This is a genomic window from Streptomyces sp. BF23-19 (assembly GCF_041106355.1).
GTDB classification, from domain to species: Bacteria; Actinomycetota; Actinomycetes; order Streptomycetales; family Streptomycetaceae; genus Streptomyces; species Streptomyces virginiae_A.
The window spans coordinates 26522-37495 of sequence record NZ_JBGBPT010000088.1 but is presented as its reverse complement, the minus strand read 5'-3'; the positions used below and the strand labels follow the sequence as shown (position 1 = coordinate 37495).

General features: G+C 67.9%; 10 protein-coding genes and 1 pseudogene. 7 read left to right on the top strand and 4 right to left on the bottom strand.

The genetic code is table 11. From position 1 onward, the window contains the following. Positions 1-78: 78 nt before the first annotated feature. From AB8A24_RS35420 to xerC, 3 genes and pseudogenes are all read left to right on the top strand, one after another. Positions 79-876, top strand: a pseudogene (locus tag AB8A24_RS35420) (tyrosine-type recombinase/integrase); the annotation flags it as partial. A 4-nt stretch (positions 877-880) separates the two neighbouring features. Next, entirely contained in the window at positions 881-1228 is a 348-nt protein-coding gene (locus AB8A24_RS35415) for a helix-turn-helix domain-containing protein (RefSeq protein WP_369478554.1), read from the top strand. A gap of 306 nt (positions 1229-1534) precedes the next feature. Continuing rightward, positions 1535-3337 carry a tyrosine recombinase XerC gene (gene xerC, locus AB8A24_RS35410; RefSeq protein ID WP_369478553.1) on the top strand — a complete coding sequence of 601 codons (1803 nt, stop codon included), beginning with the start codon at positions 1535-1537 and terminating at the stop codon, positions 3335-3337. Between the two features lie 310 nt (positions 3338-3647). On the opposite strand, the gene AB8A24_RS35405 is transcribed toward xerC, so the two are convergent. Beyond that, positions 3648-4508 carry a hypothetical protein gene (locus AB8A24_RS35405; protein WP_369478552.1) on the bottom strand — a complete coding sequence of 287 codons (861 nt, stop codon included), beginning with the start codon at positions 4506-4508 and terminating at the stop codon, positions 3648-3650. Between the two features lie 385 nt (positions 4509-4893). Beyond that, positions 4894-5853, bottom strand: a complete 960-nt coding sequence (locus tag AB8A24_RS35400; RefSeq protein WP_369478556.1) for a Ku protein — start codon at positions 5851-5853, stop codon at positions 4894-4896. 186 nt (positions 5854-6039) lie between these two features. Here AB8A24_RS35400 and AB8A24_RS35395 point away from each other — a divergent pair, with 186 nt between their 5' ends. Beyond that, entirely contained in the window at positions 6040-6177 is a 138-nt protein-coding gene (locus tag AB8A24_RS35395; RefSeq protein ID WP_369478551.1) for a DUF6207 family protein, read from the top strand. A 56-nt stretch (positions 6178-6233) separates the two neighbouring features. On the opposite strand, the gene AB8A24_RS35390 is transcribed toward AB8A24_RS35395, so the two are convergent. Both AB8A24_RS35390 and AB8A24_RS35385 read right to left on the bottom strand, forming a co-directional pair. Further along, positions 6234-6875, bottom strand: a complete 642-nt coding sequence (locus AB8A24_RS35390; protein ID WP_369478550.1) for a Fic family protein — start codon at positions 6873-6875, stop codon at positions 6234-6236. Continuing rightward, positions 6872-7549 carry a hypothetical protein gene (locus AB8A24_RS35385; RefSeq protein WP_369478549.1) on the bottom strand — a complete coding sequence of 226 codons (678 nt, stop codon included), beginning with the start codon at positions 7547-7549 and terminating at the stop codon, positions 6872-6874. Before AB8A24_RS35385 ends, AB8A24_RS35390 begins: the two co-directional genes overlap by 4 nt. Before the next feature lie 690 nt (positions 7550-8239). On the opposite strand from AB8A24_RS35385, the gene lexA reads away from it, so the two are divergent. From lexA to AB8A24_RS35370, 3 genes are all read left to right on the top strand, one after another. Further along, entirely contained in the window at positions 8240-8917 is a 678-nt protein-coding gene (gene lexA, locus AB8A24_RS35380; RefSeq protein WP_369478548.1) for a transcriptional repressor LexA, read from the top strand. A 118-nt stretch (positions 8918-9035) separates the two neighbouring features. Further along, positions 9036-9554: a hypothetical protein gene (locus AB8A24_RS35375; protein ID WP_369478547.1), complete on the top strand. Its 519-nt coding sequence runs from the start codon at positions 9036-9038 to the stop codon at positions 9552-9554. A gap of 502 nt (positions 9555-10056) precedes the next feature. Next, entirely contained in the window at positions 10057-10704 is a 648-nt protein-coding gene (locus tag AB8A24_RS35370) for a hypothetical protein (protein ID WP_369478546.1), read from the top strand. The last annotated feature ends 270 nt before the right edge of the window (positions 10705-10974 follow it).

Sequence of the window (10974 nt, the reverse complement as noted above, 5' to 3'; positions counted from 1 at the left end):
TGCTCTCCATGATGAACATCATCCTTCCGGGGCCGAAACCCCTGATCTCCGATGTCCGTCAAAGCGGATCAAGCCCAGTACTTCGCTTTTCTGGAACAGCGGTACGCGGGTGAGATCATGCGGCGGTTCGGCGCCGCGATCGAGTCTCCGATCGACTCTTTCAACCGCCCGCGGCACCGAGGTGACTTCGGCCTTCGGATCCCGCCCTCGGCGCGGGCGACGACGGAGTTCTTCGCCTCGTGGCGGGACGCGCTGCCAGCCGTGCGGAAGTATCCGGTGGCGGTCCGCAATTACGTGATGTCGAAGCTGACCTACATTTCCGGGGTGAGGGCGGCCGAGCTCTGCGGGGTCCGGCTCGGGGACGTGCACTGGGAGCACGGCCAGTGGGGCCGTTTCCTGGTCCAGGGCAAGGGCGCCCGCGGGTCGGGGCCGCGCGAGCGCGAGGCTTTCCTGTTCCAGGAGGGCCGTGATCTGCTGTGGTGGTACATCGAAGAGGTCCGGGGCGAGTTCCGCGACGATCCCAGCGATCCGCACGCGCCGCTGTTCCCCTCTGAGCGCCTGCCCGCGGCGATCGCCGCGCTGAACATGCCGATCGCGCCGGCGGTCTGCCCGGACACCTTTCGACGGGCCTTGAAACTGGCCTCGCAGGAGCATCTCCAGGGCCCTGTCACCGAGCTGTTCCCGCACTTGCTGCGGCATGCCTGCGCAACCCACAACTACGAGTCGGGAATGCCTCTCTGGGACGTCCAGGTCCTTTTGGGTCATGTCTGGGCATCGACCACGGTTGGATATCTGGCGACCGCCAAGGGAGATCCCGAGCGGCGGAGCCTGGAATCGTCTCGGCGAGCCGTTCGCCGACTGAGCGGGGAGTCATGAAGCTGTGAAGTGGAATCTGCGCTGGGTCGCTGCCCGGCGCGACATCTGGAGGCCGACCCAGCTGCAGGCCGCCTTCGCCGAGGTGGGGTTCACGCCCTCGCTGAGCAAGGTCGCCGCTCTGTGGTCGAACAAGCCGATCACGGTCCGTCTCGACGATCTGGACATGATCTGCACCGCTCTGCAGTGCACGGTCGCCGACCTGATGGAGGCCGAGCCGGTCGCCACGGCCGCCCCCGATCACGGCCCACAGCGGCGGGCGGCTGGCGACGACACGGGCCAAGGTGCAGGGGCTGCCAGCCCGGTCCCCAGGCCCTCATCGGGCGGCCGACGCCGGTCGCTGCCTCCGAACTGAGGGCGGCCGATGCCGTCCCGCCGACCGCCTTTGCCCACGCCAAGAAGGCCCATCCAACTGGCCGTTTTCCCGAACGGCGTCACGTGTCCTCCCATCGCTCCTTCTCACAAGGGGACCACACGGGCCTCCACCCGCAACCGGCCTCTGCATGAGAGCCGTACTGACCCGCACATTCTTGCGACGCAGATCGACGGGCAGCTCGGCCTGTTCCCGACGCCACCCCGGTCGTTGCTCGTTACTCAGGCGACCCGCCTTCGCGACCGTGAGATCCCCGACCTGCCGATGCTGTTGGCCGCCGTGGAGGAGATGGCCGTCGAACGCGGAGTCAGCAGTGTCTCGCTGCGGAGAATGCGGGCCCTGGGAACGCTCGCGCTGGCGGCGCGGGAGCCCGGCGAACGGCTAGTCCGCCCCGAGAACCTGGCGGACCTGCCAGCCATGGCCCCCACCATTGCCCAGGCACTCAAGCGAGCTGGTCTGCTGGCCGAACGCCGGCCGCGAATCGTCCCGGCGTTCCTCCTCACTGGCGGTAGTTGTGCCCACTGCCTGGCCTGGTCGAACGACAGATGGACCACCTGTGTGATGTGCTCAGGCTGGCGCCTGAGCCACCCCTGGACGGCTCCTTGCTCGCGCTGCCACCGCTCTCTGCCGCTGGGCAACGGACTCTGCCGGTTCTGCACGCTCGTCCTCGCGGAGAACGACCTCGACACGCATGGGGCCGCCCTCGACGGCGGCGACCAACTTTGGTTCGGCGGCCCGTTTGCCCCGAAACTGCTGACCGGCTCCGGGCCCGGCAGCAAGGCGCCGAGGAAGGGCCGTTTCGCTGCCCGCCGCCGAGCCGCGAAGACCACCCATCTCGCCGCCCGTCCCCTCTCCGGAGGCCTGGTCGACCCGGCTCAGCAGACACTGTTCCCAAGCCCACCCCGAGACTGGAACCGTCTGAGCAGAGCCGATCTACCGGCCATGACCACCGAGGCGGCAGCGTTGCTCAACGACTTCGAGCAGTACATCGGCCACCGGGGCTGGAAACGCTCCGCCGTCCACGGCAATCTTCGCGTCCTGAAGATCCTCGTCAGCCACCTCGGCGCCCAGGCGCCGATCTCGGAGGCTGACATCAGGTCACTGACCTCGCTGAGCTCCAACCACCAGTGCGCCCGCGTGATCGATTACCTCCGCCGCCGCGGCCTGCTGGTCGAGGACGACACCTTCGACGCGGACCTGACCGCGGCACGGGCCATCGCCGACGAACTGCCCCAGCCATACGATGCCGCGGTCAACACCTGGATCGACGTCCTCACCGGCCAGGCCGCCAAACCCAGCCTGCCACTCAGGCCAGCCAGCATCCGACACTACGTCCGGGATGCGGCCCCCGTCCTGAGAGGCTGGGCGGCCGACGGCATCACCGACCTCCGGGAGATCACCAAGGACCACATCGACGATGTGCTGCAAGCGACGCCCGGGGCATCGCTCAAACGGACCCGCCACGTCGGACTCAGGTCACTGTTCAAGGCCCTGCGGCGCGAACGCCGGATCTTCCGCGACCCCGCCCGTGGCGTCTCGCTGCACACCAGCACACGCCTGCCGACCCCACTTCGCTCTGATCAGCTACGGGGTCTCCTCCAGAAGGCCCCTGACGCTCGCAGCCAGCTGATCATCGCTCTGATCGCCATCCACGGACTCACCCCCATCGAGCTGCGTCGGCTGCTGGTGCGGGGCCTGGACAGAGCCGACGGCCGCCTCCGCGTCATCAGGCCCGGCAGGCCCGACCACATCGTGTTCCTTGACGAGATCACCCTCGCACTGGCCACAGCATGGATCGCGGATCGGCACCGCTATTGGCCATCCACCACCAACCCGCATCTCCTCGTCAGCAGGGAGACTGCCACCTCCGATAAGAACCCACAGGTCAGCAAGCTGGTGGTACAGCTGGCATGCCGACCGACCGGCGTCACCTCGACCAAGCTCCGCGAAGACCGGATTCTGGACGAGGCCCACGAGAACGCCGACCCCCTCCACCTGATGCACCTGTTCGGACTGTCGCAGAAGACCGCGATCAAATACGTCGCGACCGCCCACCCTGCCGACATCCGCCCCGACCCCATCGCCCCATGACCCAGACGCATAGGGGCTGGGGGCCAAATATGAGCATGACTTGAAGGGTCTACGCCGAAATCGGTCCAGGTGAAGAATTCATGACCATCAGTGCCGCGGGGTGATGCGGTTCCCACAAAAAATGTGCCGCACCCCGACGGGCGTCAAACGTTACAGATACGGGCCGTCGGGCCGGGGTGTCATCCCAATGGCGGCACTCGCTGCGACATAAGAAGGATACGACAAGGCAAAGCGTTGTGAATCTGTACGGAATCTCAGATCTTTAGGGAGACTTCGCAGGCACCCGGCCGCAGTTGGCAACGGCCATGCCCTAAGTGGCAGAACCGGTATGGACGATATGGGTCCAACCCGGAGAGAAGGCGCTGGCGGGGAACTGAAGGCGGGTGGTGAAATTGCCAGCGTCGTCCAGCGAGCCGATGGCTGCCGCCCCAGTGGGACTATGGTAGAAAAGCCAGCCGGTGTCACTTCCAACCACATGCGTCCAGCGTGAAAAACTCTCAGGACCCCATATGGTTTGGAAGTTATTTCCCTCGAGAACGCCGACGGCGCCCCGAGGGGGATTTTTCCCGGCCTGGTAGAAAAGTAGCGCGTCCCCGCCACGGAAGGTCGGTCCAACCGCTATATGCGTCCAAGCTCCGAACTTGCCGGGTTCGAAGAACTTGACGGTGGGGTCGAAGCCGATGCAGGCGGCTCCGTCCAGGGCGGAGTAGAAGAAAGGCCGCTGGGTACGCCGTCCGAATACGATCTGGGTCCATCCAAGCCTGAAGCTCCCGGTAGGGAAAGCCTTGGTGGTGGGCGCGAAGCCAAGCGCCGCAGAGCCGTTCTGATTGTTGTAAAAGAGCGCCGTCGACTTTCCCCCGCGGAAGATCCCGGTGATATGGCTCCAACTGCTGAAAGCGCCTTCGGGAAAGCTCTGATCGGTCCTGAAGACCTCTCCGAACACCCCGGATCCGAACGACTCTGTTTTCAGGCCGCCCAGTGCACCCCTGCCCGAGCTTCTGTCGTAAAAGAGAAAGCGCCTATCGTTGCCCGGAAATTCCACCACGTGCGTCCAGCCAGTCGCAAATGATCCGGGCTCATGGCTAGTGAGCGTGTCAAATGACTTCTCGCCCAACTCGCCAATAGCTCCGGCGCCATTTGAAGCGTTGTAGAAAAGCAGACGTTCGGCCATGGCTGACCTCCAGGTCAGGGTGGACCGACTCAGCGAGCCAAAACAGAGTGCCTCTTCATTTGTACGTCTGGTTCCACCTGATCGCCACCGGGTCACCTCCAGGGCATGTGTGAGGGGGTGTAGTGGTTGGGCTTGGGCGTGATCGGTGGGTGAGGAGATTCTCGCTCGGTACGGCGCAGTAATCGCTGGCGTAGCAGTACACAGCATGTGGACCCCTGCGGTGCGGGTGCCGACTCCGGGAAAGAGTAGGCACGGCCTCCAGAGCCTGCCACGTCGGCCTGCTCATCAACGCCGCCGGACCCCTCCGACGGGCCCGGAACCTGACGCACCCACCCCCTGAAGTCCGGCACAGGCCAACGGGTTCGCCCTCAGAGCACTACAAGAATCAGCGAACCCGTCGGTTTTCGGCCGCGGCCGCCTTCTCGTACAGCTCCGCCTTCGTCAGCGCCATCAGCTCCCGGCCCTTGGCCGCCGGCCCGGAGCGCGCCCGCTTCTTCGCGGCCGGCGCCTTCTTGCCGCCGGCCGCCCGGGCGCCGGGGGAGGCGGCCTTCTCGCCGGTGTCCTTGGGACTCCGGGCCCGCTCGACACTGGCGCGCAGGGCCTCCATGAGGTCGACGGCGCCGGTCGGCTCCGCCGCCGGTTCGGCCTTCTCCACCGTCTCCCCGGCGGCCTTCACCTTCACCAGGGCCTCGACCTTCTCGCGGAAGGAGTCGTGGAAGGCCTCCGGCTCCCACTCCATGGCCAGGGCGTCGATCAGCTGCATGGCCATCGTCACCTCAGCCGCCGTCGCCTCGACCTTCCCCGGCAGGTCGGGCACCTCGGCGTGCGGATCACGCAGCTCGTCGGCCCAGTGCAGCGTGTGGAGCGTGAGCAAACCCTCCGCCTCCTCCGCCTTCAAGGCGACCAGGTACTCGCGCCCGCGCATCACGAACGTGGCGATGCCGGCCTTGTTCGACTCGGCCAGGGCGCGCTCCAGGAGAGCGTAGACCTTCCCGAACTGGGCTCCCCGGGGCCCGAGGAAGTACGTCTTGTCGAGGAAGACCGGGTCGACGGTGTCCAGGTCGACGAAGCCGGCCACGTCGATCGAACGGGACCGGCCGGGAGCGATCTCGTCGAGCTCCTGCGGCTCGACGATCACGTACTCGCCTCCGGTGTCGTAGCCCTTCACGATGTCCGCGAGGTCCACCTCGTCGCCGGTGCGCTCGTTCACGCGCCTGTTCCGGATCCGGTCCGCCGTCCCGCGCTGTAGCTGGTGGAAGCGGATCGTGTGGCTGTCAGTGGCCGTGTAGAGGCCAACGGGCAGGGTGGTGCTGACTGAACCAGTTGACTGATAACCGCAGGTCAGAACGTATTTCTGCTAGCTTCCGCTCATGCTTGAGACGGGAGATCCTGCTCGGGATCTGATGAGCTTCGTGCTGCCGCAGACCGGTGGCCTGGTGGAAGTGGCCGACCCTGCCCAGCCGTACGTCCTGCTGGACGCCGCCGGGGACGTGGTCGAGCCGGTCTCGGCGTTCTTCGCCGAGCTACAGGCGTGTTCGCGGCCGCCGTCGACGCCTTGTGCCGGCTGTACGCGATATCGGGACCGGGTCGCCTTCGGCGCGTACCGGGCCAGGCCGGCGTCCGGGTCCGGGTGTACGCGGACCTGCTACGGCCCGGTGGCCGACCATAGAGGAACCTCGCCCTCGTGCCCTGGAGTCGGGGCTGCCTGCGGATCAGCCGGATATCTCACGTCCGGTGGCGCTGCGTCGCAGCGATCAGGATTCCGAGCAGCACCGCAAGATCGGCCGCTCCCTCAGTGTCATCGGCCCAGCGGGTGGCTTGTAGCGGCTGCACTTGGTCGAGGAGTACTCCTTCGCGGGCAAGGATGAAGGCCAGCGCCAGCATGGCTGCGCGGGCGTTGCCGTCCTCGAACGGATGGAAGAACAGGACATCCAGGTAGGTCCGGGCGGCGCGAGAGGGGAGAGGCAGGTCCGGTTGAGTGCTCTCGGAAAGACAGCGCTCGAACCGGCCCTGCGTATCGGGAGTGAGGTCGTAGCGCTCCCGTCCGCCCTTCGCAAAGGCCGGCCCCGTGCGGAAACCGACGGGGGCACGACGCAGGACCGTCCGCTGCCAGTTCGCCATGAGGGCGAAGCTCAGCCGCTTGCCCTGTTCCGCGTCGGCGAGGGCCTGGTCGAGGGCGGTCAGGACCCGCTCGGTGCCTCCAGCATCGCGGCTGCCTCGTGTAGAGGTGAAGAAGTCCCGGAAGCCATTGCGCGGCGGTGCCCCCGCGGCGGGGCGAGTGCCGCTCCAGCACGGCCACGTGACCTGCGTGCGAATATGCAGCCAGTTGGCGAGAGCATCCGGCTGATGGCCAGGTACGGACGTCACGGGTTGCCGTCCAGGGTCCGGGCAAACCGCGAACTCACTGTGTCGACGACTACGACGTCCGGTGCAACCCAACTGCCGAACCGGCCGCCGATCGCGCTTTCCACGATCTCCTGGGCGCGCTCCTCGTCGATGCCGTTGTAGGCGAGGAACCAGCCGAGGACTTGCTTGCAGTGCGTGTACCAGCCGCTCTCAGCGTGCGACCGGTCGGCCACCACAGTCACCAGGCGCGTGCATGCCCGCTCCCAAAGCCAGGGGTCCACGGGGGACGAGGACACCTCTGACTGCGACGGCGGCGACAAGACAGAGAAGCGCTCTGCCAGATTCTCTATCCAGTCACGCCACTCGAGCAGAGCCGCGACGATCAGCGGGGCGGTAGCGTCTCCCGTCGTCACGGAATGGCTGGCACAGCACCACACGTCGACGACCCCGCCATCGACGTCGCCCTCACCCACCGTCCAGTTCCACCCACAGGCCCACCGGCCGTACCGGTCCGCCAGCAACTTGGTGACAGGGTCCATCGCGCGGAACCAGAGCGCTTCGACAGCGTCAAGGCTGGGCACCCAAGGTGCCACAAGCCCTGCCAGTTCCTCCGCCTCATACTCGTCCAGCTCGAACGGATGCCGCAAAGGATCCACTTCTGCCCAGGTCAGGGTGCGTGCCAACAGTTCGCTCACCACGCCACTCTGCCGTGCCCAGCCATACGAACTCCAACCCATTACGGAGCGGAAGCACCACGACACTGAGCACCAGGCTCGAGATCGCATACGCAGTGGTTCAGAGAACTGACGAGCCCGAACCCCAGGACCCCCGTCCACACCGGTCTGGCCATCGCCCGCACCACCCTTCACCACGGGTCCACCTGGGCGTCTTCCCACCCTGCGCCCCGTCACCCCTACAGGCAACGCCAGCCCGACTGCCGAGCCGTCGGCCACCTTTCGACGCGGCAGGGAGCCCCGACGGGGCGTTGTCAGGGCCCTTCCACCTCGCTGCGCTCCCGTGTCCAGGAGCGCACGGTTTGCTCGCCCTTGGGCCCCTCCTCGACGAGCTCGATCCGCACGTCAGTTTGGCTGCCGTAGCGGCCGATGAATCCCCGGAACTTCCGCTCGGCGCTCTCTGAGCTGCCCCAGGTGCCAGTGACGGCGGGAGAGGAGGGTGGCCCGAAGCGGAGCCTGACGTGAAACGGCACATGCGGATCATGAGCCGCCGGCCTCCCCGCTGCAACCCGCGAGCCCGAGGGCGCTTCCACCACCCCCTCACCACCCGCTGCCGGGCCGGCACGCCCTGTTATCGAAAAGATGTTCCGTGGCAGGTGGGATGCGGGTTACTGTCCCTGCACGCAAGATCCCTTCAGGGGGGAGCCCCACATGTACGTCGTCGAATCCGAAGCCCGCCCTGGGCGCCCGCCCGGTGTCACCCGCCCGGGCCCGGATGGACTCACAACTCGCCAAGCCGCCATCGTGGCGTTCATCGAGCAGACCGTCGCTCGCCAGGGCTACCCGCCCTCGATGAGGGAGATCGGCGAAGGCGTCAATCTCAGGAGTACCTCCTCTGTCTCGCACCAGCTCGGGGCTCTGGAACGCAAGGGCGTGCTCTACCGGGACCCGCACCGGCCCCGCGCCTACCGCGTCCGGCGCGGCCAGCCCGCCGACCAGTTCGGCACGCTAGTGGAGGCCGTCCAGGTTCCGCTCGTCGGCCGCATCGCCGCTGGCGCGCCGATCCTTGCCGAGGAGGCCGTCGAAGACGTCCTGCCGTTGCCGCGGCACCTCGTCGGCGAAGGCGAGCTGTTCGCGCTGACAGTCGTCGGCGACAGCATGATCGAGGCCGCCATCTGCGACGGAGACATCGTCACCGTCCGACGCCAAGACAGTGCTGACCACGGCGACATCGTCGCGGCCATGCTGGACGGCGAAGCCACGGTCAAGCGCCTGCGCCGCGAGAACGGCCAGGTCTGGCTCATGCCTCACAACACGGCCTACCAGCCGATCCGCGGCGACAACGCCACTATTCTCGGCAAGGTAGTCGCCGTCCTGCGCGCGCTCTGACCCGGAGCGGCCCGCACCGCAGGCGGGGTCACCGCGAGACGACATGTGCTCGGCTCCTTCATGAGCCGACAACGCCAGCCAGTACCAGCACGACGACGGGACACCCCCCTTGACCCTGATGCCCGGATCACGCGTGCCGGGACGGACCTGGACGGTCCGCCTCACCGGCCACCTCGACCACACCGTGTCCGTCACCTGCAGCACCGCCGCGTGCAGGATGCCGCCGCGCTCCAAGGACGCCGCGAGCATGCGCCGCTTCGCAGCGGAACACGCCAAGGCCCACGGACGCCTTGCCGCCGCCCGCCCCAACGCCGCCTGCAGCTGTGGCAGCGACCAGTGCGCCCTCCACGAAACCCGCGTCCACTGCGCCGGCCCCACCCTCCTGGTCCTCGTCCACAACCCGGCCGTCGGCCAGGTCTGGACCCTGGCCGAGGTCTGCCAGGCCTGCGCCCGGACCATCCCCCACATCACCATCCTGGCCACGGGCAAGCCCGCACTCGCCACCCCTGCGGCCCCGGCCGTGGAGCAGGCGGCGCAGCGCGCCGCGGTGCCGGGCGGATTCTCCTCGCCGGAGGCCGCTCCTGATCCCTCACCGGGACGTCGCCGCCCCCACCGTCAGCACCGCTCGCGCGGCTGATACCGGCGAGGCCCATCCAGCGAGCCGCCGCAGGGCAGACCGGCGCTCAGACGCGTACTCATCGTTGGTGGGCGCGGCCTGCTGGATCGCAGCGCCTTGGTGTCGGTGAGTAAGACGGGACCGCCGCGGCGAGACGGCTCAGGCCGCGAGCTCGGCCAGCCCTCGCGCTCTCGACTGTCCTGGCCGTCCAGCAGGAGCGCACCGGCGGTGCGACCGACCACGTCGTACTGACGCTGAACCAGGCGGCCCACCGCTCGCCGGAGCGCTCGCCCCCGTCCCCGGCTTCACCCGCAGCGGCGCGTATTCTCCGACGTGATCTTTCCCCGCCTGCCCGACTTCAAGTGAGGTAGTTGTGCGTGCTCCTGTGCGGCCGTTAGCGCTCGTCCTGTCCCTGGCCGTCGGTCTGCTCGCCGGATGCGGTCCGGCAGCCGACGACGCAAAGCCGAGCAACAGCACGCCCCTGGCCTCGTCGGCGCCTGCCAAGGGCGGGGCGGTTCCGAGCGTGTCCAGTTCCGCGAGTCCCGCGCCCACGTACGCGCCGCCGCAGGACTGGACCGAGCCGGAGCGGTGGACGGCGTTGCCGCGGGGACAGCGCTCGGACGATCGCGGCAGCCAGGTCGGCTTCCCACACACCGCGGAGGGCGCGCCCGCCATGGCGGCGGCCGCCAACACCACCCGCATCGAGGGCGAGCAGTCCACCACCGACGAGCAGCTGCGGATCTACCACTCGTACGCCGGCAAGGTCGACAAGTCCGCGCAGGCCGCGGAGCGGGTCGAGCTGGCAGCCGGGGAGACCGACAAGTCCCTCGCCCAGGACATGGGCGTCAGCCCGGGGCAGCCACTGCCGTCCGGTGCCTACGCGCGCAGTCAGGTGGTCGGCTACAAGGTGATCAAGAAGGCGCCCGATGAGGTCAGTGTGTGGCTGCTGGGCCTCGTAGTCCAGAAGAACGGCGAGACGAAGAAGGAAGAGAGTTCCTACACCCGCACGCTGCTCGGCGTGCAGTGGCAGGACGGCGACTGGAAGCTGACGGCCGACGCCATCCGGCGGGCTCAGCAGGACATCGCGGGCCAGGCCCAGCCGCCGATGGTGGCCCCGGGCGACGAGGAGTTCAACGCGGGTGGTTGGACTGCGATCCGGGAAGCGTCGTGAGACGGCGGCTCGCGGCTCTGCTGCTCGCACTTGCTGGGTCTTCGCGATGTAGGTCTCTGCACCGCGGCCCGCAGCGGCCGCCGACCCCATAACCGCAGGGTCGGGGCGGCACGCCAGGTCGGCGCCGGCGCGGTTGTGGGCGCCGACCTGGCGTACGCCTTCAACAAGTCGGCCACCTGGCGGGGGTGTCGGCGGACGAGGCCATCCCAGAGTGGTTCTCAGCCCACCCTTCGAGCCGATGCTCGCCCAGGCCCCCGAGTACGTCCCCGG

What these genes read in the sequence shown, in the direction of transcription:
- xerC (WP_369478553.1), top strand. Translation starts at nt 1,535, where the DNA reads ATGGCCGTCGAACGCGGAGTCAGCAGTGTCTCGCTGCGGAGAATGCGG.
- AB8A24_RS35375 (WP_369478547.1), top strand. Translation starts at nt 9,036, where the DNA reads ATGCCCGGATCACGCGTGCCGGGACGGACCTGGACGGTCCGCCTCACC.
- AB8A24_RS35405 (WP_369478552.1), bottom strand. Translation starts at nt 4,508, where the DNA reads ATGGCCGAACGTCTGCTTTTCTACAACGCTTCAAATGGCGCCGGAGCT.
- lexA (WP_369478548.1), top strand. Translation starts at nt 8,240, where the DNA reads ATGTACGTCGTCGAATCCGAAGCCCGCCCTGGGCGCCCGCCCGGTGTC.